Source organism: Pseudomonas sp. YL2, from assembly GCF_023063025.1.
Classification (GTDB): Bacteria; Pseudomonadota; Gammaproteobacteria; order Pseudomonadales; family Pseudomonadaceae; genus Aquipseudomonas; species Aquipseudomonas putida_A.
This window is the reverse complement of the sequence record NZ_JAJSLU010000006.1, coordinates 283,769-304,398: the sequence shown is the minus strand read 5'-3', so window position 1 is coordinate 304,398 and position 20,630 is coordinate 283,769. Positions and strand designations below refer to the sequence as shown.

The 20,630-nt window shown below is 62.7% G+C and carries 24 protein-coding genes; 16 read left to right on the top strand and 8 right to left on the bottom strand.

Annotation, left to right across the window (positions count from 1 at the left end; genetic code table 11):
* Window positions 1-44: 44 nt before the first annotated feature.
* Window positions 45-659 carry a LysE family translocator gene (locus LVD08_RS12390; RefSeq protein ID WP_003226640.1) on the bottom strand — a complete coding sequence of 205 codons (615 nt, stop codon included), beginning with the start codon at window positions 657-659 and terminating at the stop codon, window positions 45-47.
* Window positions 660-758: 99 nt separating this feature from the next.
* Complete coding sequence (locus LVD08_RS12385) at window positions 759-1,016, bottom strand: hypothetical protein (RefSeq protein WP_007965447.1); 258 nt, start codon at window positions 1,014-1,016, stop codon at window positions 759-761.
* A gap of 392 nt (window positions 1,017-1,408) precedes the next feature.
* Here LVD08_RS12385 and msuE point away from each other — a divergent pair, with 392 nt between their 5' ends.
* The 4 genes from msuE (at window position 1,409) to LVD08_RS12365 (ending at window position 5,575) form a co-directional block, all read left to right on the top strand.
* Complete coding sequence (msuE, locus tag LVD08_RS12380) at window positions 1,409-1,972, top strand: FMN reductase (protein ID WP_097088230.1); 564 nt, start codon at window positions 1,409-1,411, stop codon at window positions 1,970-1,972.
* 10 nt (window positions 1,973-1,982) lie between these two features.
* Window positions 1,983-3,128 carry an FMNH2-dependent alkanesulfonate monooxygenase gene (ssuD, locus tag LVD08_RS12375; protein WP_007965452.1) on the top strand — a complete coding sequence of 382 codons (1,146 nt, stop codon included), beginning with the start codon at window positions 1,983-1,985 and terminating at the stop codon, window positions 3,126-3,128.
* A gap of 130 nt (window positions 3,129-3,258) precedes the next feature.
* Window positions 3,259-4,446, top strand: coding sequence for an acyl-CoA dehydrogenase family protein (locus LVD08_RS12370; protein ID WP_247268250.1), 1,188 nt, complete (start codon window positions 3,259-3,261; stop codon window positions 4,444-4,446).
* 25 nt (window positions 4,447-4,471) lie between these two features.
* A complete protein-coding gene (locus LVD08_RS12365) occupies window positions 4,472-5,575 on the top strand; it encodes a sigma-54 interaction domain-containing protein (RefSeq protein ID WP_103368496.1) in 1,104 nt (367 codons plus the stop codon).
* Here LVD08_RS12365 and LVD08_RS12360 read toward each other — a convergent pair.
* The gene (locus LVD08_RS12360; protein ID WP_007965457.1) at window positions 5,572-5,937 is read right to left on the bottom strand and encodes an antibiotic biosynthesis monooxygenase; all 366 of its coding nucleotides are present in this window, start codon (window positions 5,935-5,937) and stop codon (window positions 5,572-5,574) included. The genes LVD08_RS12365 and LVD08_RS12360 overlap by 4 nt on opposite strands.
* Window positions 5,938-6,032: 95 nt before the next feature.
* On the opposite strand from LVD08_RS12360, the gene soxR reads away from it, so the two are divergent.
* The 4 genes from soxR to LVD08_RS12340 all read left to right on the top strand — a co-directional run bounded on the left by soxR (window position 6,033) and on the right by LVD08_RS12340 (window position 9,103).
* Window positions 6,033-6,482 carry a redox-sensitive transcriptional activator SoxR gene (gene soxR / locus LVD08_RS12355; RefSeq protein ID WP_103368494.1) on the top strand — a complete coding sequence of 150 codons (450 nt, stop codon included), beginning with the start codon at window positions 6,033-6,035 and terminating at the stop codon, window positions 6,480-6,482.
* A gap of 103 nt (window positions 6,483-6,585) precedes the next feature.
* On the top strand, window positions 6,586-7,044 hold the full coding sequence (locus LVD08_RS12350; RefSeq protein WP_225135776.1) for a VOC family protein: 459 nt from the start codon (window positions 6,586-6,588) through the stop codon (window positions 7,042-7,044).
* A 208-nt stretch (window positions 7,045-7,252) separates the two neighbouring features.
* Complete coding sequence (locus tag LVD08_RS12345; RefSeq protein WP_247268249.1) at window positions 7,253-8,128, top strand: alpha/beta fold hydrolase; 876 nt, start codon at window positions 7,253-7,255, stop codon at window positions 8,126-8,128.
* A 24-nt stretch (window positions 8,129-8,152) separates the two neighbouring features.
* A complete protein-coding gene (locus LVD08_RS12340; RefSeq protein ID WP_274621172.1) occupies window positions 8,153-9,103 on the top strand; it encodes a LysR substrate-binding domain-containing protein in 951 nt (316 codons plus the stop codon).
* 126 nt (window positions 9,104-9,229) lie between these two features.
* Here LVD08_RS12340 and leuD read toward each other — a convergent pair whose 3' ends face one another.
* Together leuD and leuC are read right to left on the bottom strand one after the other, a co-directional pair.
* On the bottom strand, window positions 9,230-9,844 hold the full coding sequence (gene leuD, locus LVD08_RS12335) for a 3-isopropylmalate dehydratase small subunit (protein WP_247268247.1): 615 nt from the start codon (window positions 9,842-9,844) through the stop codon (window positions 9,230-9,232).
* On the bottom strand, window positions 9,841-11,259 hold the full coding sequence (gene leuC, locus LVD08_RS12330; protein WP_247268246.1) for a 3-isopropylmalate dehydratase large subunit: 1,419 nt from the start codon (window positions 11,257-11,259) through the stop codon (window positions 9,841-9,843). Before leuC ends, leuD begins: the two co-directional genes overlap by 4 nt.
* Before the next feature lie 393 nt (window positions 11,260-11,652).
* On the opposite strand from leuC, the gene LVD08_RS12320 reads away from it, so the two are divergent.
* Genes LVD08_RS12320 through LVD08_RS12285 form a run of 8 tightly spaced genes read left to right on the top strand, consistent with a single transcriptional unit; the run spans window position 11,653 to window position 17,907 of the window.
* Window positions 11,653-12,843, top strand: a complete 1,191-nt coding sequence (locus tag LVD08_RS12320; protein ID WP_247268245.1) for a PepSY-associated TM helix domain-containing protein — start codon at window positions 11,653-11,655, stop codon at window positions 12,841-12,843.
* Entirely contained in the window at window positions 12,840-13,382 is a 543-nt protein-coding gene (locus LVD08_RS12315) for a thiamine pyrophosphate-binding protein (RefSeq protein WP_247268244.1), read from the top strand. Before LVD08_RS12320 ends, LVD08_RS12315 begins: the two co-directional genes overlap by 4 nt.
* Window positions 13,379-13,720 (top strand): hypothetical protein, encoded by a 342-nt coding sequence (locus tag LVD08_RS12310; protein ID WP_007965473.1) that lies wholly within the window; start codon window positions 13,379-13,381, stop codon window positions 13,718-13,720. The genes LVD08_RS12315 and LVD08_RS12310 overlap by 4 nt, the downstream gene beginning before the upstream one ends.
* Window positions 13,717-14,292, top strand: a complete 576-nt coding sequence (locus tag LVD08_RS12305; protein ID WP_247268243.1) for a DUF6162 family protein — start codon at window positions 13,717-13,719, stop codon at window positions 14,290-14,292. Before LVD08_RS12310 ends, LVD08_RS12305 begins: the two co-directional genes overlap by 4 nt.
* Window positions 14,293-14,327: 35 nt before the next feature.
* On the top strand, window positions 14,328-15,257 hold the full coding sequence (locus LVD08_RS12300; protein WP_247268242.1) for a metal ABC transporter substrate-binding protein: 930 nt from the start codon (window positions 14,328-14,330) through the stop codon (window positions 15,255-15,257).
* Entirely contained in the window at window positions 15,254-16,102 is an 849-nt protein-coding gene (locus tag LVD08_RS12295) for a metal ABC transporter ATP-binding protein (protein WP_247268241.1), read from the top strand. Before LVD08_RS12300 ends, LVD08_RS12295 begins: the two co-directional genes overlap by 4 nt.
* Entirely contained in the window at window positions 16,102-17,001 is a 900-nt protein-coding gene (locus tag LVD08_RS12290) for a metal ABC transporter permease (RefSeq protein WP_247268240.1), read from the top strand. Before LVD08_RS12295 ends, LVD08_RS12290 begins: the two co-directional genes overlap by 1 nt.
* Entirely contained in the window at window positions 17,002-17,907 is a 906-nt protein-coding gene (locus LVD08_RS12285) for a metal ABC transporter substrate-binding protein (RefSeq protein ID WP_247268239.1), read from the top strand.
* Between the two features lie 185 nt (window positions 17,908-18,092).
* Here the strand turns inward: LVD08_RS12285 and LVD08_RS12280 are convergent, their stop codons facing one another.
* The 3 genes from LVD08_RS12280 to LVD08_RS12270 form a co-directional block, all read right to left on the bottom strand.
* Complete coding sequence (locus LVD08_RS12280) at window positions 18,093-18,317, bottom strand: MbtH family protein (RefSeq protein ID WP_003226665.1); 225 nt, start codon at window positions 18,315-18,317, stop codon at window positions 18,093-18,095.
* 83 nt (window positions 18,318-18,400) lie between these two features.
* Window positions 18,401-19,813 carry an aspartate aminotransferase family protein gene (locus LVD08_RS12275; RefSeq protein WP_247268238.1) on the bottom strand — a complete coding sequence of 471 codons (1,413 nt, stop codon included), beginning with the start codon at window positions 19,811-19,813 and terminating at the stop codon, window positions 18,401-18,403.
* 143 nt (window positions 19,814-19,956) lie between these two features.
* Window positions 19,957-20,442: a GNAT family N-acetyltransferase gene (locus LVD08_RS12270; protein WP_096794989.1), complete on the bottom strand. Its 486-nt coding sequence runs from the start codon at window positions 20,440-20,442 to the stop codon at window positions 19,957-19,959.
* Window positions 20,443-20,630 lie beyond the last annotated feature (188 nt).

Here is a 20,630-nt window from a genome sequence, read left to right as displayed (position 1 = left end):
AAGCCGAGCTTAACAGGCATCGGGCCGGCGGTTGAAGCAATGCGTCAGTGAAAGCTTTCGAGAAGTAACGGGTACAGCGAAATCACCAACAGCGCCGCCATGCCCCAGTTGAACACCCGCAACCAGCGCGGGTCCTTGAGCACGTTACGCAGCAGCGTGCCGCACGCTGCCCAGACACCGACGCTGGGCAGGTTGATGATGGCGAACACCGCGGCGATCACCACCACGTTGGTGAAGTAACCCTGCATCGGCGTGTAAGTACTGATCGCGCCGATGGCCATGATCCAGGCCTTGGGATTGACCCACTGAAACGCGGCGGCACCCAGATAGCTGATCGGTTTGGCCTCGCCTTCCACGCCCTCACCCACCGGCCCCGAATGGGCGATTTTCCACGCCAGATACAACAGATACGCGGCGCCGAGATAGCGCAGCACGGTGTAGAGAATCGGGTAAGTCTGGAACACCGCGCCCAGGCCAAAGCCCACGGCGACCACCAATACGAAGAAACCGCAGGTAATGCCGAGCATGTGAGGAATGGTGCGGTTGAAGCCGAAGTTCACGCCCGACGCCAGCAACATGGTGTTGTTCGGCCCCGGTGTAATCGAGGTAACAAGGGCAAACAGGGCAAAGCCCAACAGCAGATCAAGCGAGAGGGTCATGGGGCAATCCGTCAGGGTCATTCAGGTGTTGACCCTATCGCACGGCAGCGCGCAAACCCACGGACAGTTACGCGAAAATTCGAGCAGTACAGTTTTCGATTAACTTGGACGACCGTGCAGCTGTATGGCTCGACCGGCGCTCATTTCAGCTTTCTTGTCGAATGGCGACTCGCCCAGCAGTGCGGCTTTCTTCGCGTGATATTCGTCGAAAGACAAGCCGCTGCGGTTCAGCGCTTCCATTGCCAGTTCGCGGGTTTCTTCGGCGGTGTACGGCCGTTGTTCGGGGGAAACGTGGGTCGCGCAACCGGCGAGTACGGAGACAGCGAGCAGCAGCGAAACAGTCAGTAAACGATTCATGGGGAGCGTCCTGGCGAGCGGTGGTAGTCGATGGACAAAGGCTACGCCCGCGCCTCTCCGGGCAAAAATCAACGCTCTCAATAGTGGCTATCAGGATTTCAGCTTGATCGGCGACATATCTCTTAACGATCTATAAATATCGATTAACGTTCTTTTACGGAATAACCAGCAGCCGCTATAAATCCCTGCACACGGCGAACAACTGTTGCTCCAGCAACTGTTGCCCAGGCAACAGCAGATCAACAAACCCGCCTGATATCTGCACAACCCACTCACACCATAGCGCTAAGGCCCAAGTAAACCGGGCCTCTCAGGAATTGGTACAGCGCTTGCTCAAGCCTTGGCACTTACTCACTGCTCGCTGAGCAACTGTTGATAAAAAGGAACTGATCATGTCGCGTCCCCTGAAAGTCGTCGCCCTCTCCGGTGGCACCTGGCGTCCATCGCGCACCCTGGTGCTGACCCAAGCGCTGGTGGCCGAACTGGCCGGGTACTTGCCGGTCGAGAGTCATCTGATCGAACTCGGTGACATCGCCCGTCCACTGGGTGGTGCCCTGTCGCGTCACGAGCTGAGCGCCGAGGTCGAGGCCGAACTGCAAGCCATCGAACAGGCCGATCTACTGATCGTCGCCGCGCCGGTGTATCGCGGTTCCTACCCGGGCCTGCTCAAGCATCTGTTCGACCTGATTGACCTCAACGCGCTGATCGACACCCCGGTGCTGCTTGCCGCCACCGGCGGCAGCGAGCGCCATGCGCTGGTGCTCGATCATCAGTTGCGGCCGCTGTTCAGTTTCTTCCAGGCGGTGACCCTGCCGATCGGGGTCTACGCTACCGAAGCCGATTTCGCCGACTACCAGATCACCAGCGAACCGCTGAAAGCGCGGATCCGTCTGGCCGCCGAACGCGCCGCGCCGCTGTTCGGCACACAAATCAAACCGTTGCTGAAAATCGCTTAAGGAGCTGTTCATGGATGTTTTCTGGTTCCTGCCGACCCACGGCGACGGCCATTACCTGGGCACCACCCAAGGCGCGCGCCCGGTCACCCTGAATTATCTGAAACAAGTGGCGCAAGCCGCCGACAGCCTCGGCTATCACGGCGTGCTGATTCCCACCGGGCGCTCCTGCGAAGACTCGTGGGTGATCGCCTCGGCGCTGGTGCCGTTGACCGAACGCCTGCGTTATCTGGTAGCGATCCGCCCGGGGATCATTTCGCCCACCGTTTCGGCGCGCATGGCGGCGACGCTCGATCGACTGTCCAACGGTCGTCTGCTGATCAACGTGGTGACCGGCGGCGACCCCGACGAAAACCGTGGCGACGGCAGCTTCCTGAGCCACAGCGAACGCTACGAAGTCACCGACGAATTCCTCAGGATCTGGCGCCGGGTGTTGCAAGGCGAATCGGTGGATTTCGAGGGCAAGCACCTGAAAGTGCAGAACGCCAAAGCCTTGTATCCGCCGGTGCAGAAACCGTATCCGCCGTTGTATTTCGGCGGCTCGTCCGACGCGGCGCATGACCTCGCTGCCGAGCAAGTCGACGTGTACCTGACCTGGGGCGAACCGCCCGCCGCCGTTGCCGAAAAACTCGCCGATGTACGTGAACGTGCCGCTCGCCATGGACGCAAGGTGAAGTTCGGCATTCGCCTGCACGTCATCGTTCGCGAGACCGCCGAAGAGGCGTGGAAGGCTGCGGACAAACTGATCGAGCACATCAGCGACGAGACCATCGAAGCCGCGCAGAAATCCTTCTCGCGCTTCGACTCCGAAGGCCAGCGGCGCATGGCAGCGTTGCATGACGGGCGTCGCGACAACCTGGAAATCGCCCCCAACCTGTGGGCCGGCGTCGGTCTGGTACGCGGCGGCGCCGGTACCGCGCTGGTGGGCGATCCGCAGCAAGTGGCCGCGCGGATCAAGGAGTACGCCGACCTCGGTATCGAGAGCTTCATCTTTTCCGGTTATCCGCACCTGGAAGAGGCTTACCGCTTTGCCGAACTGGTGTTCCCGCTGCTGCCAGAACCGTATGCAAGCCTGGCCGGACGCGGCGTGACCAACCTCACCGGGCCGTTTGGCGAAATGATTGCCAACGATGTGTTGCCCACCCAAGCCAAGGCCTAAAACGCCCCCTGTAGGAGTGAGCCTGCTCGCGAAAGCGGTGTGTCTGCGACGGTGATGTCGACTGTGCTGACCACATCGCGAGCAGGCTCACTCCTACAGAGAATCGCGTCGATTTGATGAGGAACACCGCGTGACCGCCAAACCACAAAGCACCCTGCTCTCCCCGCTGCAGACCGCGCGCCAACTGGCCGCCGAATTCGCCGTCACCGCCGTCGAGCGTGACGAGCGCGGCGGTACGCCGAAGGCCGAGCGCGATGCCCTGCGCGACAGCGGCCTGCTGGCCCTGAGCATTCCCACCCGCTACGGCGGCCTCGGCGCGACATGGAGCGAAACCCTGCAAGTCGTGCGCGAGTTCGCCAAGGTCGACAGTTCCATCGCCCACGTTTTCGGTTTTCATCACCTGATGCTCGCCACCGTGCGCCTGTTCTCGCGGCCCGAACAATGGCAGCCGTGGTTCGAACAGACCGCGCGGCAGAACTGGTTCTGGGGCAACGCACTCAACCCGCTCGACACCCGCACCGTGGTCAAGGACCTCGGCGGTTGGCGCGAGTTTTCCGGGAAGAAAAGCTTCTGCTCCGGCGCCAGCGATTCGCAGATGCTGATCGCTTCGGCCGTCGACGAAAGTGCCGGCGGCAAGTTGCTGATCGCGGCGATTCCCAGCGGTCGCAGCGGCATCACCCTGCACGACGACTGGAACAACATCGGCCAGCGCCAGACCGACAGTGGCAGCGCCACGTTCGAACGGGTGCGGGTCGAAGAATCCGAGCTACTGCTTGACCCCGGTCCGTTGAGCACACCGTTCGCGTGCCTGCGTCCGCTGATCGCGCAACTGACCTTCACCCACATGTTCCTCGGGATCGCCGAAGGTGCCTTTGAGGAAGCGCGCCAGTACACGCTGAGCGAAACCCGACTCTGGCACAAATCCGCCGCCCGCAATGTGCGTGAAGACCCGTACGTGCTCGCGCATTACGGCGAGTTCTGGGTGGCGCTGGAAGGCATCCGCCTGCTGGTCGAACGGGCCGCCGCGCTGCTTGACGAGGCCTGGGCCCAAGGCCCGAACCTGACGGCAGAAGAGCGTGGACATCTGGCCACGGCGATTGCCACCGCCAAGGTCGCCGCCAGTCGTCAGGGGCTGGAGATTTGCAGCCGTTTGTTCGAAGTCACTGGCGCGCGCTCGACCCACGCTTCGCTGCGTCTCGATCGGTACTGGCGCAACCTGCGCACGCAGACCCTGCACGACCCCCTCGATTACAAACTCCACGAGCTGGGCGACTGGGCGCTGAATCAGGCGCTGCCGGTGCCGACGTTCTATTCCTGATCTTGCCTTTAATGGAGCGAGCCCCATGCAACTGTTGACCCTTCCGCCCTCACCCGCGCTGGCGACATCGATCCGCGCCACCGCGCAGGTCTTCGAAGACCCCAAGTCCCAGGCCCTGCTCGCGCATCTGCAACAAGTCGCGCCGAGCGAAGCCAGCGTGCTGATAATCGGCGAGACCGGCACCGGCAAGGAGCTGGTGGCGCGGCACATACATAACCTGAGCCACCGCCGGCATCGGCCGTTTGTCGCGGTCAACTGCGGCGCGTTTTCCGAATCGCTGGTGGAGGCCGAGCTGTTCGGCCATGAAAAAGGCGCTTTCACCGGCGCGCTCAGCGCCAAGGCCGGCTGGTTCGAAGAGGCGGATGGCGGCACCTTGTTCCTCGACGAAATCGGCGATTTGCCGATGGCGATTCAGGTCAAGTTGCTGCGGGTGTTGCAGGAGCGCGAAGTGGTGCGCCTCGGCTCGCGCAAGAGCATTCCGATCGATGTGCGCGTGCTGGCCGCGACCAACGTGCAACTGGAGAAAGCGATCAATGCCGGCAACTTCCGCGAAGACCTGTTCTACCGGTTGAACGTGGTCAATCTTGAGCTCAGCCCGCTGCGCGAACGACCCGGCGATATCCTGCCGCTGACCCGACATTTCATCGAGGCCTACAGCCAGCGCCTGGGTTACGGACGGGTCAGCATCAGCTCCGGTGCCGAACAGAAACTGCGCAGCTACAGTTGGCCGGGGAACATCCGCGAACTGGAAAACGTCATCCATCACACCCTGTTGATCTGCCGCAATGGCGTGATCGAACGCGACGATTTGCGCCTGTCTAACCTGCGCATCGAGCGCCCGGACGATCAGCAGTCGAACGCCGACGACTCACCGGAAGCGCTGCTGGAGCGAGCCTTTCAGAAGCTCTTCGAACAACAGGCCGGCGCCCTCCACGAAAAGGTCGAAGACGCCCTGCTGCGCGCCGCCTATCGCTTCTGCCATTACAACCAGGTGCACACTGCCGCGCTGCTCGGTCTGAGCCGCAATGTCACCCGCACGCGGCTGATCAAGATCGGCGAACTGGCGGTGAACAAACGGCGACTCACGGAGAACCTGCACGGTGAACGCCTGATTCAGTTGTCGATCTAGCCGACCAGGTTGCAGTGCAGCGCATCGTCATGACTGCGGGCGATGCTGCTCAACACCTGGAATGAATTGAAGGTCACGGTTTTCGCCTGATGGGCGCGGATCAACTGCCAGAAATCCTGCTCGCCGCTTTCATAGCGACAGAACGCCGCCTCCCCGGCCTCGCGGCTCTGCCACTGCAGCAAGCTCAGCACCCGCCGACCGTCGTCGCTGACCTGGACGCTGGCGCTGACGAAGCCTGCGTAACGCTGCGCCAGATGTTCGCTCTGTTGCGCCAGCGCACAGACCAATGCCGGTTGCTGGCGCGGCTCGATCTCGAATTCGATCAATTGGGTAAAACTGCGATTTTTCGTCGAGGTTTGCATGAGAAGTCCCCACTCATCGTAAGCCGAGTCTTGCGACTCGAAGGCCTGCAGGGTAAAACCTCTAGTTAAGTTAAGGTCAAGAGTCCTTTTGCAAAATGATCACCCCGGAAAACCTGCACAAACAGCTCACCGTGGGCGAAGTCGCCGCGCGCAGCGGAGTCGCGGTCACTGCCCTGCATTTTTATGAAGCCAAAGGCCTGATCACCAGCCAGCGCAATGCCGGCAATCAGCGCCGTTATCCACGGGCAGTGTTGCGCCGGGTGGCGTTGATCAAGGTCGCGCAACGCCTGGGTATTCCGCTGGCGGAGATTGGCGAGGCGCTGAAGAGACTCCCCGACGACCGCGCTCCGACAGCGGCGGACTGGAAAGTCCTGTCCGAGCAATGGCGCCGCGAACTGGACGAGCGGATCAATCAACTGACCTTGTTGCGCGACCGGCTCACCGGTTGCATCGGTTGCGGGTGTCTGTCGATGGAGGCCTGCCCGTTGCGCAATCAGGGCGATGTGCTCGGTGATCAGGGGCCGGGGGCGCACTTTCTGGACTGACTGCTCGTCGGGGAAAAATCCTGGCCACGCAGACAGTTCTATAGTGAATCTTCCACAAATCCAGTGGAGCCATACCTCGCAAAACAAAAACAGGGAGAACGTCATGAGCGTCAAACCCATTCCCGAGGGGTATCACAGCATTACCCCGTACCTCGGCATCCTCAAGGCTGCCGAAGCCATCGAGTTCTACAAGAAAGCCTTTGGCGCGACCCAGGTCATGCGCCTGGACATGCCCGACGGGCGCGTCGGCCACGCCGAACTGCGCATTGGCGACAGCGCGATCATGCTCGGCACGCCGTGCGATCAAGGACCGTTGAGCGATCCGGACAACGCAGTGTCGGTCGGTCTGCATCTGTATGTCACCGATGTCGACAAGTCCTTTCAACGGGCGCTGGATGCCGGGGCGAAAGCGGTGTCGGAGGTCAAGGATCAGTTTTATGGCGATCGCAGCGGGACGCTGAAGGATCCCTATGGGCACCTGTGGTTTCTGGCTACGCGCAAGGAGGATCTGACGGAAGAGCAGATCAAGCAGCGGGCGATGGAGATGTTCAGTCAGGGTTGAGATTTTCAGGGTTTTGGCTGGCCCTATCGCGAGCAGGCTCACTCCTACAATTGGAACGCATTTCAACTGTAGGAGTGAGCCTGCTCGCGATGAGGCCAATGCGGATAGATCACATTTCATGAACCACCACACCACGCTTCAACCCTTGCCCCGAATGCCGAACACTTTCAGGATGCATCCCACCCGCACCTGAACAAGGATCAGCCCGATGTTTGCCGGATTCGTCAAAGACCAGCGCCACGTCAACGGCGTCGACATCGCCTATCGCCTCGGCGGCAGCGGCCCGGGGCTGTTGCTGTTGCACGGACACCCGCAGACCCACGTGATCTGGCACAAGATTGCCGAGCAGTTGGCGGAGCATTTCACCGTGGTCGCCGCCGACCTGCGCGGCTACGGCGACAGCGCCCGACCGGTTGCCGATGAACAACACCGCCATTACTCAAAACGCGAAATGGCCAGGGACAACCTCGAGTTGATGCAGGCGCTGGGCTTCGAACAGTTTTCGATTCTGGCCCACGACCGTGGCGCGCGGGTCGGCCATCGCCTGGCCCTCGACCACCGCGCTGCGGTGCAACGGATGATGCTGCTGGACATCGCCCCGACCCTGGCCATGTACACGCAGACCAACGAAGCGTTCGCCCGCGCCTATTGGCACTGGTTCTTCCTGATCCGCCCGGCGCCGTTGCCGGAAACCCTGATCGAGGCCGATCCCGCAGCCTATCTGCGCAGCGTGATGGGCAGCCGCAGCGCCGGACTCGTGCCGTTCACCGAGCCAGCGTTCAGCGAATACCTGCGTTGCCTGCAACGTCCCGGCAGCGCCCGAGGCATTTGCGAGGACTACCGCGCCAGCGCCAGCATCGACCTGGAACATGACCGGGCCGACATCGCTGCCGGGCATCATCTTGACCTGCCGCTGCGGGTGCTGTGGGGTGCGCAAGGCACAGTCGGGCGCTGCTTTGACCCGCTCAAGGAATGGCAGCATGTGGCGAGCAACGTCAGTGGCAAGGCGCTGCCGGCCGGGCATTATCTGGCCGAAGAAGTACCGGAACTGTTGCTCGCCGAAGCGCTGGATTTCCTGCGCTGAATCGAGCCCTGTACCGCCGATGCTATGCTGGCGGCTTGTGCCGCCAATGCTCGTTCCCACATGTCCCAGAACCAAAACCCCGTGCCCCTGCCCGAAGACTTGCGCGCGCTGCTGACCGTGATCCGCAAGAACGGTTTCGCCGCCGCCGCTGATGAATTGGGCCTGTCCCCGGCCTACGTCAGCAAACGCATCCAGATTCTCGAATCGACCCTCGGCACTCGCCTGCTGCACCGCACCAGTCGCCGCGTGTCGCTGACCGAGGACGGCGAGCGGGTGCAGCGCTGGGCCTTGCGCATCCTCGATGATTTTCAACAACTGCATGACGATCTCACCGACGCCCACGACAGCCCACGCGGGCGTTTGCACATCTGCAGCAGCTTCGGTTTCGGCCGCAACCATGTGGCGCCTGCGGTTTCGCGGCTGGCCGAGCTTCACCCGCAGTTGCAGATTCGCCTGGACCTGTTCGACCGCGCGGTGGACATCGTCAACGAGGGTTTCGATCTGGAAATACGCGTCGGCGACGACCTGCCCGGCCAGCACATCGGCCGGCAACTGGTGAGCAACCGCCGTGTGCTGTGCGCCGCACCCGAATACCTTGAACGCCGCGGCACACCGCAGACTCTGGACGATCTGCAACAACATGACTGCCTGGTGATCAAGGAGCGCGACAACGCTTTCGGCGTCTGGCATCTGGATCGCGACGGCACGCAGGAAAGCGTGCGGGTCAGTGGGCCGCTGTCTTCCAACAACGGCGAGATCGTCCTGCAATGGGCGCTCGACGGACGCGGCGTGCTGCTGCGTTCATTGTGGGATGTGAAACCGTTGCTGGAACAGGGCCGACTGCTGCCGGTGCTGGCCGATTACAGCCAGAGCGCCAATGTCTGGGCGGTGTACCCGACGCGGCTGGCCAATTCCGGGAAGCTGCGGGCGTGTGTGGAGTTTTTGCAGGGGCATTTCAAGGATTTGTCGCTATAGCGGGTGCAACACCAAACCTTTGTAGGAGTGAGCCTGCTCGCGATGGCGGTCATTCAGCCAATGATTATTTCGACTGACACGACGCCATCGCGAGCAGGCTCACTCCTACAGAGGGCTAGTTGGGTGTCAGGTCAGCCATGGGTTGGCGGCCAGATGTTCGCGCTCGAACGCCTCGATCTGCTCACGCCGCTGCAAGGTACTGCCTATCGCATCCAGCCCCAGCAACAGTGCGGTCTTGCGCAAGCCATCAATCTGGAAATCGATGACTTCACCGTCCGCCAGACGTATCTGCTGCGCCTCAAGATCCACATGGATCAGTGCCGTTTCAGGCTGACTCACCAACCGGCCAATGCGCTGCACCTGTGCCTCGTCCAGGGTAATCAGCAACACCCCGTTGCGCTGGCAGTTGTCGTAGAAGATCCCGGCAAAACGGCTGCCGATCAGCGCGCGAATGCCCATTTGCTGCAACCCCCACACCGCGTGTTCGCGGCTGGAACCGCAGCCGAAATTCGGCCCGACCACCAGAAAACTCGCGCCCTGCCAGGCTGGCTGGTTCAACACGAATTCCGGGTTGGGCGTGCCGTCGGCGAGAAAGCGCAGATCGAAAAACAGCCCACGATCCAGCCCCTGACGGTCGATGCCCTTGAGAAACTGCTTGGGCATGATCACATCGGTGTCGACGTTGGCCGCAAGCAGCGGCGCGGCCTGGCCGCTGACTTGCGTGAAGGGTTGCAGGCTCATGGGCGTTCTCCAAAGTGGCGGATGTCGGTGAGGTGGCCGCTGATCGCGGCGGCGGCGACCATCGCCGGGCTCATCAGGTGGGTGCGCGCCCCGGCGCCCTGCCGGCCTTCGAAATTGCGGTTGGTGCTGGAGGCGCAACGGTCGCCGGGCGCGAGCACGTCATCGTTCATCGCCAGGCACATCGAGCAGCCGGACTGACGCCATTCAAACCCGGCGTCGATGAAGATCTGCGCCAGCCCTTCGGCTTCAGCCTGAGCGCGAACCTCACTGGAGCCGGGCACGATCATCGCCCGCACATGCCCGGCCACCCGCCGACCGCGCACCACGCTGGCGGCGTCACGCAGATCCTCGATCCGCGCATTGGTGCAGGAGCCGATAAAAGCGTGACTGATGACGATATCGCGCAGCGCCATTCCCGGCTCCAGGCCCATGTACTGCAGGGCGCGGCGCATGTCCTGACGCAGGATCGGATCGTCGATGCGTTGCGGGTCCGGCACCTGCGCACCGATCGGCGCGGCCTGATCGGGGCTGGTGCCCCAGGTGACCATCGGTTCCAGCAAACTGGCGTCGAGATGGATTTCGCGGTCGAACACGGCACCGGGATCGCTGCGCAGTTCACGCCACTTTTCCACGCCCCGCGCCCACAGTACGCCTTGTGGTGCGCGGGGTTTGCCGTTGAGATAAGCAAAAACTTTTTCGTCCGGTGCCATGAAGGCGCCGCGTGCGCCCGCTTCTACGGCCATGTTGCAAATGGTCATCCGCGCTTCGACGCTCAGCGCATCGATGGTCGATCCGCAGAACTCGATCGCATAGCCAGTGGCGCCCGATGCACCGATGCGGGCGATCAGCGCCATGATCACGTCCTTCGACGTCAGCCCCGGCGCCAACTCGCCATCCACCGTCACGCGCAGGCTTTTCAGGCGTTTGTAGACCAGCGTCTGCGAGGCCAGCAAGTGCTCGATTTCCGAGGTGCCAATGCCAAATCCGAACGCCCCCAGCGCACCGTACGTGGTGGTGTGGCTGTCACCGGCAGCGATGACCATGCCCGGCAGAATGAAGCCCTGCTCCGGGGCAATCACATGTTCGATGCCCTGACGTTTATCGAGAATGTCCAGCAGTTCGATGCCGAAGTCCCGGCAGTTCTCCGCCAGATACGACACCTGCCGCGCACCGCCGGCATCAGGCATCGCCGCCACCCGTTTGGGGGTGGTCGGGTTGACGTGATCGACCACCGCCAACGCCGTACCCGGGCGCCAGACCTTGCGCCCGGCAGCACGCAGACCGCTGAACGCCTGAGGGCTGGTGTATTCGTTGATCACCTGGCGATCGATATACAACAGCACATGGCCCTGATCGTCGAGGCGGCACACAGTGTGCGAATCGATGTGTTTGTCGTAGAGGGTTCTGGGGTTCATCAGGGGGCTCGCTCAAGGGAATGCGGTGCTTTCCATCATAGGGAGCGCTTTGATGGCATCAATTGGCAGGCAGTGAGAGCGGCGTTCATGAATCGTGTTTGATCGGCTGATCACCGAGCGCCCCTGTGGGAGCGGGCTTGCTCGCGAAGGCGTCGTGTCAGTCGACCTCAATGTTGAATGATCGACCGCTTTCGCGAGCAAGCCCACTCCCACAGGGGAGGGAATTGCGAAACATTTGCTTTCATATCACCTTTCGGGATTTGTCCGGCTCATCCGTCCTATAGAGATGCAGGCCGTTCGCACAGGCAACAGCCACGACCGCGCCTTTTGCGGACACCCGCGCTGCGAAGCCCGTAGCCGCGTGCCCTTTCATCGAAATCAAGACGCGCAATCATGTCGAAGAAATCCCGTTCCAAACTGTGGTTCCTGGTGCATAGCTGGCTCGCGCTGCCGATCTGGTTTTTTGTCCTGATCGTCTGTGTCACCGGCACGCTGGCGGTGGTCAGCCAGGAAATCGTCTGGCTGGCCAACCCGCAAATGCGCGCCAGCCAGCCATCGGATGACGCACCACGGCTCAGCTACGATCAGGTGCTGGCCGCGATCAAACAGGCCGAACCGCAGACGCTGGTGGAAAGCATCAGCCGTCCCGACGAATCGCACTTCGCCCTCGACGTCGAAGTCAGCTACCCCGACGGCCGCTCGCAGACGGTCTACGTCAACCCATACACCGGGGTGATCCAGGGCCCGGCGCCGGACTTCAACTTCAAGGCGTTCACCCGTGCCCTGCACGGCTGGTGGCTGGTGCCGTTCACCAACGGTTTCAGCTGGGGCTGGTACCTGGTGTCGTTCCTCGGCCTGCCGATGCTCGCTTCGCTGGTGACCGGGCTGGTGGTGTACAAGCGCTTCTGGAAAGGCTTCTTCAAACCCACCCTGCGTTTTCGTCACGGGGCGCGGATCTTCTGGGGCGACTTCCATCGACTGAGCGGCATCTGGTCGATCTGGTTCATCGCGGTGATCTCGATCACCGGCACCTGGTTTCTGATTCAGGCCATTCTGGCCGACAACCAGGTGTCCATCAGCAGCGAGCCGATCATTCCCGCCATGTCCCGGGAAAGCGTACCGATGTCGAGCGACGCCAGTCCTCCCCCACGGATCAGCCTTGATCGCGCGGTGCAGATCGCCGAACAGCACATCCCCGGGCTGGAAGTCAGCTTCGTCAGCCTGCCGGGCAATGCCTACAGCCACCTGAGCCTTGGCGGTCGCGGCTGGTATCCGCTGATGTTCCAGACCGCCACGCTCAACCCGTACAACGGTGAGATGGCCGCCACGCGACTGCTGACCGACCGTTCCTCGCTGGAGTTCGTCACCGAGTCGATGCGCCCGCTGCACACCGGTGATTTCGGCGGTCTGTGGATCAAACTGATCTGGTTCTTCTTCGGCCTGCTGCTGAGCATGATGGTGCTCAGCGGCCTGTTGATCTGGACCAAGCGCACCGCGCTGGCCACCGCCAACGCCCTCAAGCGCGAAAATAAAAAGGCCCGCAGCCCCCGCGTCAGCCGTGAACCGGCGGAGGTCAACCTGTGAGCCCGTCCAACCGCACTGCCCAACCGTCCGCCCTGCGCCGCTTCTGGCACAAATGGCGCTTTCATCTGAACGCCCTGCTGCTGCTGATTCCGTTGAGCTTCATGCCCAAGTATTTCGCCGATGCCGCGCTGTTTCGCGGTGACGTCGGCCTCGGTGAGCATGAGGTCGGCGAAATCCAGGTCGGCCCGTGGAGCCTGCGCCTGGCCGAACTGCGTAACGAAGCACCGCGCCTGAGCGGCCCCGCCGGCTACATGAAGGACTTCAATGCCGCCCTCTGCGATGCCTGTGTCGAACAGGTCAAGGCCACCTACCTGCGCATCGGCAAACCGCGCAGCCTGCGCGCCGCCGGGGTGATTTTCTTTGGCACGCCGTATCGCATGGGCGCGCAATTGCCGGTGGCGGAAAAAACCAAAGCCGATGCCGAACTGTGGATCACCATGGAAGGCTGGGACGGCAGCATGCATCAGGCGTCGATTCCCCTGAGCCAGGCCTCCCCCGCCACCCTCGCCTGGCTGAACCAACAAGGAGCCAAACCATGAACCGCGTTCAACGCCCTTCCCGCCTGCGGTTGCGTGCCGCGTTGCTGATGCTGTGCGCAGGTTTCAGCGCCGGCGCCCTGGCCCATAACCCGATGTGCGAATGCAAAGCCGTCGATGCCGAGCAGATCAAATGCACCGGCGGCTTCTCCGACGGCAGCGGCGCACCGGGGGTGACCCTCGATGTGATCGGTTACGACGAAACCATTCTGCTGCCGGGCAAGCTCGGCGCCGACTCGACCGTGACGTTCAAGAAACCGGCGGCCGAGTTTTATGTGCTGTTCGACGCCGGCCCCGGCCACGTTGTGGAAATCGACCAAGCCGACATCGAGGCCCCATGAGCACGCCCACCACGCAAGTCGTCCGCCCGGCCGGTGCCGGGCATGAAACCCTCAATGTTCTGCTGTTGTGTTTACTGATCCTTGCCGTCGCCGGCTCGGTGGTGGCATGGCGCGGGGTGTCCCATGAACCGGAACCGGTCGCCAGCCATCAGTTCGATGCGCGGCGCGATCTCAGCGCTGCCGAGCAAGGCATCTATGCCGATCTGCGGGTGACCCTCGATGAAATTCGCCTGCTGCGTGAGGAACAGCAAAGCCTGCCGACGCCACAGACTCTGGCTGAAGAAGGCTTCGCCCCGTTCGCCCAGGACGCCAGTTCGGTCAGCCGTGGCGGGCATGCCTGGCAATTGCTGGCGGACACGGCCTATTTCGGCCACAGCCAGGCGCCCGCCGTCGCCGGTTCATTCGTGATGCTACTGAGCGCCGACGCCACTGCCGCGCCGGACATCTGGCTCAACCGCGCCGCCGACCTGCAGACGCCCGCAGAACTGACCGACGCAGCGCTTTCGGCCGCAGGCTGGAAACAGATCGTCGCGCAGTTCGATGCCGGCGTGACCCGCGAGCATCGCCACTGAACCTTCGCCTTCACCCGAGAGAAGACCGCTTGCCCATGCTTATTTCACTGACTCGCCGTCCCCTCCTGCGCACCTTGCTGTTTGGCCTGTGCGCGTGCCTGCTGAGCCCGCTGGCCAGCGCCGATCCGGGCAAACGCCTGCGCATCGGCATCACCCTGCACCCGTATTACAGCTATGTGGCGAATATCGTCGGCGACAAGGCCGAGGTGGTGCCGCTGATTCCCGCCGGCTTCAACCCGCACGCCTACGAGCCACGCGCCGAAGACATCAAGCGCATCAGCGGGCTGGATGTGATCGTGCTCAACGGGGTCGGTCATGACGACTTCGCCGACCGCATGATCGCCGCCAGCGAAACGCCGAACATCAAGACCATCGAAGCCAACGAAAACGTGCCGCTGCTGGCGGCCACCGGTACCGCTGCGCGCGGCGCCGGCAAAGTGGTCAACCCGCACACCTTCCTGTCGATCAGCGCTTCGATTGCCCAGGTCAACAACATCGCCCGCGAGCTGGGCAAACTCGACCCGGACAACGCCAAGACCTACACCCAGAACGCCCGCGCCTACGGCAAACGCCTGCGGCAGATGCGCGCCAACGCGCTGGCCAAACTGACCCAGGCACCGAACGCCGAACTGCGTGTGGCCACGGTGCATGCGGCCTACGACTATCTGCTGCGCGAATTCGGCCTGGAAGTGACGGCCGTGGTCGAACCGGCCCACGGCATCGAACCGAGCCCGAGCCAGTTGAAAAAGACCATCGACCAACTGCGCGAACTCGACGTGAAGGTGATCTTCTCGGAGATGGATTTTCCCTCGACCTACGTCGAGACCATCCAGCGTGAGTCCGGGGTGAAGCTGTACCCGCTGTCGCACATTTCCTATGGCGAATACAGCGCCGACAAATATGAGAAGGAAATGACCGGCAACCTCGACACCGTTGTGCGGGCGATTCAGGAGTCCGGGGCATGACAGCAAAAGAAACCCTCTCTGACACCCCGCCATCCCCTGTGGGAGCGGGCTTGCTCGCGAAGGCGTCCGGTCAGTCAGCATCATTATTGAATGAACCACCGCATTCGCGAGCAAGCCCGCTCCCACAAGGGGTAAGTGGGCCGACTCTGGATTTTGCGGGAGTCTCTCTGACCCTCGGGCGCACTACGATCCTCGACAACGTCACCTTCCAGGTTCAGCCCGGTCACGTCCACGCCCTGGTCGGCCCCAACGGCGGTGGCAAGAGTTCGCTGATCAAGACCTTGCTCGGGCAAATGCCGCATCAGGGTCAACTGAGCCTGCACTGGCCCGGCCAACCCGGCACCATCGGCTACGTGCCGCAGGCGCTGGAGTTCGATCGTGGCCTGCCGATGACCGTCGACGATTTCATGGCAGCCATGTGCCAGCGCCGCCCGGCGTTTCTCGGCCTGAGCAAGCACTACGCCAAGGCCATCGGCGAGGCGCTGGAACGGGTCGGCATGCAGGACAAACGCAAGCGGCGCATGGGCGCGTTGTCCGGTGGCGAACGGCAGCGCGTGTTGCTCGCTCAAGGCTTGATCCCGGCTCCGCAATTGCTGGTGCTGGATGAGCCGATGTCGGCCCTCGACGAAGCCGGGATCCAGGTGTTCGAACGCCTGCTCGGCGACTGGCGCGCCGCTGGCATCACCGTGCTGTGGATCGAGCACGATCTGGAAGCGGTCAAGCGTCTGGCCGACCGGGTCACCGGTCTCAACCGCCGCGTGCTATTCGACGCCATGCCGCAACAGGCACTGACCCCGGAACGGCTGCTGAGTCTGTTTTCCACCCATCCACGGAGCGCGGTCTGATGAGTTACGAAGCCTTTCGTTTGATGGTTCAGGGCTGGGCGTCGTCCGGGTACCTGCCGGAAGCGCTGGCCTACGGCTTTGTGGTCAACGCATTGCTCGCCGGCCTGTTGATCGGTCCGGTGCTCGGTGGCCTCGGCACGCTGGTGGTGGTCAAGCGCTTTGCGTTTTTCTCCGAAGCGGTCGGGCACGCGGCGCTGACCGGCGTGGCCATCGGCATTCTGCTCGGCGAACCCTACACCGGGCCGTACGGCAGCCTGTTCGGTTACTGCCTGTTGTTCGGCATCCTGCTCAACTACCTGCGCAACCGCACCGGCCTGGCGCCCGACACCCTGATCGGCGTGTTTCTCTCGGTGTCGCTGGCGCTTGGCGCGAGCCTGCTGTTGATTCTGGCGGGCAAGATCAACGTGCACATTCTGGAGAACGTGCTGTTCGGTTCGGTGCTCACCGTCAATGGCAACGACCTGCTGGTGCTGGCCATCGTCGGTTCGCTGGTCATGGCCCTGGCACTGCCTTTGTACAACCGGATCATGCTCGCCAGTTTCAACCCGCAACTGGCGGCGGTGCGCGGCGTCGCGGTGAAGACTCTGGATTACCTGTTCGTGATTCTGGTGACGCTGATCACCGTCGCGGCGGTGAAGGTTATCGGCGCGATTCTGGTCGGCGCATTGCTGGTGATTCCGGCGGCGGCCGCGCGCTTGCTCAGCCAGTCGCTCAAGGGCTTCTTCTGGTGCTCGGTGCTGATTGCTACCGTCAGCACGCTGTGCGGGATCCTCGCGCCGATCGTCTTCAATCTGCCGATCCCGTCCGGCGCCGCGATCATTCTGGTCGCCGGCATCGCCTTCGCCCTCGCCGCCATCGCGCGCGGGGTTGTCCCGAGTCTGAAAGGGAACCTTGGATAAATGATCTTCTCACTGCGAAAACTGACCCTGGCCATGGCCCTGTGCGGCGTGGTCGGCAGCCCGTTGCTGGCGGCTGAAAACCCTCAACCGCTGCGCGTACTGGCCTCGCTGCCCATCACCTACGGCCTCGGCGAAGTGCTGCTCAAGGGCACTGACGTCAGCCTGGAGCGCGCAGCTCCGGCGAATCTGCCGGGCAGCCGTCAGACCGCATACTTCACCGGTCGCGGCGCTCCGGCGCTGGGCAAACTGGCGAGCAATGCCGACGCGGTGATCGGCGTGCGCTCGCTGTGGGCCGATGATCCGCTGTACCCGATCGCGCGACGCAGCAACATTCGCATTGTCGAAGTCGACGCGGCGCGCCCGGTGGATGGCGCCCTGCCGGGGATCGCCGTGCAACCGGGGCTGAAGGTCGATGGCTTGAACAGTCAGCCATGGCTGGCGAGCAACAACATGGGACGGATGGCTGATGTGATCGCCGCGGATCTGGTGCGCCTGGCGCCGTCGGCCAAACCGAAGATCGAGGCCAATCTGGCGGCGCTGAAACAGCGCCTGCTCAAGCTCAGTGCCGACAGCGAAGCGCGGCTGGCCGAGGCTGACAACCTCAGTGTGCTGAGCCTCAGCGATCACTTCGGCTACCTGATCGGCAGCCTGAATCTGGAGCTGATTGGCCAGGACGCGCGAGCAGATGCCGAGTGGACAGCCGAAGATCTGAAGAAGCTCACGGCGACGCTGAAGGACAACGACGTGGCGCTGGTGCTGCATCATCGTCAGCCGTCGGAGGCAGTGAAAGCAGCAATTGCCGCCTCGGGGAGTCATCTGCTGGTGTTGAGTACCGATGCAGCGGACCCGGTGGCGGAGCTGGAGGGGAATGTGGATTTGTTGCTCAAGGGGTTGAGCGGGGCGTAGTTTCAGTTACACCGCGTTATCGTTCTTCGCGAGCAAGCCCGCTCCCACAGGGGGGTTGTGTGCAGCGCAGATCCAATGTGGGAGCGGGCTTGCTCGCGAAGAGGCTCGTCAGAACAACACCATTGCCAGCCATGAAAAAACCCGCTGCCTGTCACCAGTCCAGCGGGTTTGTTTTGTCTGTCAGATTACTGAGCGGCCGCCTGCCCTTCCATCTTCTGCCGCAGGCTCAGCGGACGCATGTCGGTCCAGACTTCTTCGATATAGGCCAGGCATTCCTTCTTCAGGCCGCTCTTGCCCACGGTGCGCCAGCCTTCCGGCACGGCTTTGTAATCCGGCCAGATCGAGTATTGCTCTTCGTGGTTGACCACGACCTGAAAGAGGATGTCCTCGCGGTCGAATACTGACGTCATGCTGGTTCTCCATCGTTGTAAGGGTGGGCTGCACCGGGGGTGCAGCCGGGTATGTAGTAAGAACGTTCGGCGCTGCGAAAAATTTACTCGGCGGCGGTGGCGGCGGCCAAGGCGCGGCCGAAGATCTCGGCGACACGATCGATTTCGGCAGCGGTGATCACCAGCGGCGGCAGGAAGCGCACCACCGCACCATGCCGGCCGCCCAGTTCGAGAATCAGCCCACGCTTGAGGCATTCGCGCTGCACCAGCGGTGCCAGACGCGCGAACGCGGGTGGGTGACCGAGCGCATCCGGCGCGCCGTTCGGGTCAACCAGTTCGACGCCGAGCATCAAGCCACGACCACGAATGTCGCCCAGTTGCGGGAAGTCGCGTTGCAGGATGCGCAGGTGTTCGCTCAGGCGTTCGCCCATGGCGGCGGCGTGTTCGCAGACCTTGTGTTCAAGCAGATAACGCATCACCGCGGAACCGGCGGCCATCGCCATCTGATTGCCACGGAAGGTGCCGGCGTGGGCACCCGGTTGCCAGGTGTCGAGCCAGTCGCGATAGACCACCACCGCCAGCGGCAGGCTGCCGCCGATGGCTTTGGACAACACCACCACGTCGGGGACGATGTCGGCGTGTTCGAAGGCAAACATCTTGCCGGTGCGGGCGAAACCGCTCTGGATCTCGTCGACGATCAGCGCCACCCCGGCCTTCTCGGTGATCCGACGCAAGCCGCGCAGCCACTCGATATCGGCCGGGATCACCCCGCCCTCGCCCTGCACCGCTTCGACGATCACCGCTGCCGGCAACTGCACACCGGCTTCAGGATCGCTGAGCAGGTTTTCCAGGTAACTCAGGTTGGCTTTGACCCCGGCCGCGCCGCCGAGACCGAACGGGCAACGATAGTCATAAGGGAACGGCATGAATTGCACACCGTTGCTGAGCAAGGCGCCCAGCGGCTTTTTCGGCCCCAGGCTGCCCATCAGGCTCAAGGCGCCCTGGCTCATGCCGTGATAACCGCCGGAGAACGACAGCACGGTGCTGCGCCCGGTGGCGGTGCGCACCAGTTTCAACGCGGCTTCCACCGCATCGGTACCGGTCGGGCCGCAGAACTGGATTTTCGCTTCGGCCGCCAGTGCTGGCGGGAGCAAACCGAACAGGTCCTGGACGAACTGATCCTTCACTGGCGTGGTCAGGTCGAGGGTGTGCAGCGGCAATTCATCCGCCAGTACTTGCTGAATAGCCTCGATCACCACCGGATGGTTGTGCCCCAACGCCAGAGTCCCGGCACCGGCCAGGCAATCGATGAAGGTCCGGCCTTCGACATCTTCGACGTACAGGCCCTTGGCGCGCTTGAGGGCCAGCGGAATGCGTCGCGGGTAGCTACGGGCGTTGGACTCCTGCTGACTCTGCCGGGCCAGCAGCGGTGACTCGTTGAACTGATACAGAACTTCGGCCGGCGCGGCAGTGATCCGGGCCGACGACTCTTCGATAAGGCTGGTGGCGACTGACATCTCTCGACCCCTCAATACGCTATGGATAGTGACCAAAACAGCACACCGCACAGGTGCGCGTTCCGGTCGCGGGGCGCACATGCAGGTTTTCCTGTTCTGGAAACGCTTAAGCGGGGCGAGGATTTAGACCCTTGATCGAGATGTCAGCCAGGCAATGGCAGCAGCTTGTGCAGCGTAACGCGGTGCAAGCCCTGATCGCTCGCGCGTGGCACTGCATCGCAGTAGCCCAGATGCCGATAAAAAGCCGCGCCGCTACGTGTGCTGGCGATGCGCGCCTGCGGCACACCACGAATCCGCAGCCAGCCTTCAAGGTCGGTCATCAGGGCGCGCCCTGCGCCACGGCGAAACCATTCCGGCTGCACATGACAAAAGCCTATCTCACCGCTGGCCGTGGCCATGCCGACACCCACCGGTTTGTCCTGCAACAAGGCGATATTCAGGTAGCAATGCGCGTCGGCAAGGTGCGCGCTGATGACGTCGGCAGATTGTCGGCCGATCCAGCGGCTGACCAGTTGCGGATCGTTGCGGTGTTCGAGCGCACAACCGACGCGAATCGATCGCTCGATGATGCGACTGATGATGCCGGCGTCGGCAGGTTTCGCCGGGCAGATGCAGATCGATGCTTCCATGGCGCGTTCCCTCAATCCATTGAGTCAGAGCAGCCCCGACCTTAACGCCGCGATTGCCAAATCACCAACGCAGAGACGTTACATTTGATGTGCCACACCACGGATCCCCTAATGTGGGAGCGGGCTTGCTCGCGAAGGCGGCGTGCCAGTCAGCAACCTGTCGACTGACCGGACGCCTTCGCGAGCAA

Excerpts from the sequence above, each read along its gene's own strand:
- leuD (WP_247268247.1), bottom strand. The coding sequence starts at position 9,844 with ATGAGCCTGCAACCCTTCACGCAAGTCAGCGGCCAGGCCGCGCCGCTG.
- ssuD (WP_007965452.1), top strand. The coding sequence starts at position 1,983 with ATGGATGTTTTCTGGTTCCTGCCGACCCACGGCGACGGCCATTACCTG.
- soxR (WP_103368494.1), top strand. The coding sequence starts at position 6,033 with ATGATCACCCCGGAAAACCTGCACAAACAGCTCACCGTGGGCGAAGTC.
- LVD08_RS12365 (WP_103368496.1), top strand. The coding sequence starts at position 4,472 with ATGCAACTGTTGACCCTTCCGCCCTCACCCGCGCTGGCGACATCGATC.
- LVD08_RS12290 (WP_247268240.1), top strand. The coding sequence starts at position 16,102 with ATGAGTTACGAAGCCTTTCGTTTGATGGTTCAGGGCTGGGCGTCGTCC.
- LVD08_RS12300 (WP_247268242.1), top strand. The coding sequence starts at position 14,328 with ATGCTTATTTCACTGACTCGCCGTCCCCTCCTGCGCACCTTGCTGTTT.
- LVD08_RS12285 (WP_247268239.1), top strand. The coding sequence starts at position 17,002 with ATGATCTTCTCACTGCGAAAACTGACCCTGGCCATGGCCCTGTGCGGC.
- leuC (WP_247268246.1), bottom strand. The coding sequence starts at position 11,259 with ATGAACCCCAGAACCCTCTACGACAAACACATCGATTCGCACACTGTG.
- LVD08_RS12295 (WP_247268241.1), top strand. The coding sequence starts at position 15,254 with ATGACAGCAAAAGAAACCCTCTCTGACACCCCGCCATCCCCTGTGGGA.
- LVD08_RS12345 (WP_247268249.1), top strand. The coding sequence starts at position 7,253 with ATGTTTGCCGGATTCGTCAAAGACCAGCGCCACGTCAACGGCGTCGAC.
- LVD08_RS12360 (WP_007965457.1), bottom strand. The coding sequence starts at position 5,937 with ATGCAAACCTCGACGAAAAATCGCAGTTTTACCCAATTGATCGAATTC.
- LVD08_RS12270 (WP_096794989.1), bottom strand. The coding sequence starts at position 20,442 with ATGGAAGCATCGATCTGCATCTGCCCGGCGAAACCTGCCGACGCCGGC.
- LVD08_RS12350 (WP_225135776.1), top strand. The coding sequence starts at position 6,586 with ATGAGCGTCAAACCCATTCCCGAGGGGTATCACAGCATTACCCCGTAC.
- LVD08_RS12310 (WP_007965473.1), top strand. The coding sequence starts at position 13,379 with ATGAACCGCGTTCAACGCCCTTCCCGCCTGCGGTTGCGTGCCGCGTTG.
- LVD08_RS12385 (WP_007965447.1), bottom strand. The coding sequence starts at position 1,016 with ATGAATCGTTTACTGACTGTTTCGCTGCTGCTCGCTGTCTCCGTACTC.
- LVD08_RS12320 (WP_247268245.1), top strand. The coding sequence starts at position 11,653 with ATGTCGAAGAAATCCCGTTCCAAACTGTGGTTCCTGGTGCATAGCTGG.
- LVD08_RS12340 (WP_274621172.1), top strand. The coding sequence starts at position 8,153 with ATGCTGGCGGCTTGTGCCGCCAATGCTCGTTCCCACATGTCCCAGAAC.
- LVD08_RS12305 (WP_247268243.1), top strand. The coding sequence starts at position 13,717 with ATGAGCACGCCCACCACGCAAGTCGTCCGCCCGGCCGGTGCCGGGCAT.
- LVD08_RS12275 (WP_247268238.1), bottom strand. The coding sequence starts at position 19,813 with ATGTCAGTCGCCACCAGCCTTATCGAAGAGTCGTCGGCCCGGATCACT.
- msuE (WP_097088230.1), top strand. The coding sequence starts at position 1,409 with ATGTCGCGTCCCCTGAAAGTCGTCGCCCTCTCCGGTGGCACCTGGCGT.
- LVD08_RS12390 (WP_003226640.1), bottom strand. The coding sequence starts at position 659 with ATGACCCTCTCGCTTGATCTGCTGTTGGGCTTTGCCCTGTTTGCCCTT.
- LVD08_RS12280 (WP_003226665.1), bottom strand. The coding sequence starts at position 18,317 with ATGACGTCAGTATTCGACCGCGAGGACATCCTCTTTCAGGTCGTGGTC.